The 285-nt window shown below is 56.5% G+C and carries 1 protein-coding gene; it reads left to right on the plus strand.

The genetic code is table 11. The features are described 5' to 3' along the window. Positions 1-285, plus strand: a 285-nt coding sequence (locus tag AB9F27_RS22190) for an amidohydrolase family protein (RefSeq protein ID WP_369758245.1), incomplete at both ends; no start/stop codon positions are given.

Raw genomic sequence — 285 nt, forward strand, 5'->3', positions numbered from 1 at the left:
CTCCGCTCCGCGCCTTGGATATGGGGGTCGATGTTGTTGGTGGCATTCCCCATTTCGAACGCACAATGGAGGATGGGGCGGCTTCCGTCAAAGAGCTTTGCGAGATTGCCGCCGCGCGGGGATTGCAGGTTGACATGCATTGCGATGAAACCGACGATCCCCTGTCCCGCCACATTGAAACTCTCGCCTATGAGACCCAGAGGTTGGGTTTGCAGGGGTGCGTCGCGGGGTCTCATTTGACGTCGATGCATTCGATGGACAACTATTATGTGTCCAAACTCTTGC

Source organism: Falsihalocynthiibacter sp. CO-5D18 (genome assembly GCF_041205445.1).
In the GTDB taxonomy this organism is placed as follows: domain Bacteria; phylum Pseudomonadota; class Alphaproteobacteria; order Rhodobacterales; family Rhodobacteraceae; genus Falsihalocynthiibacter; species Falsihalocynthiibacter arcticus.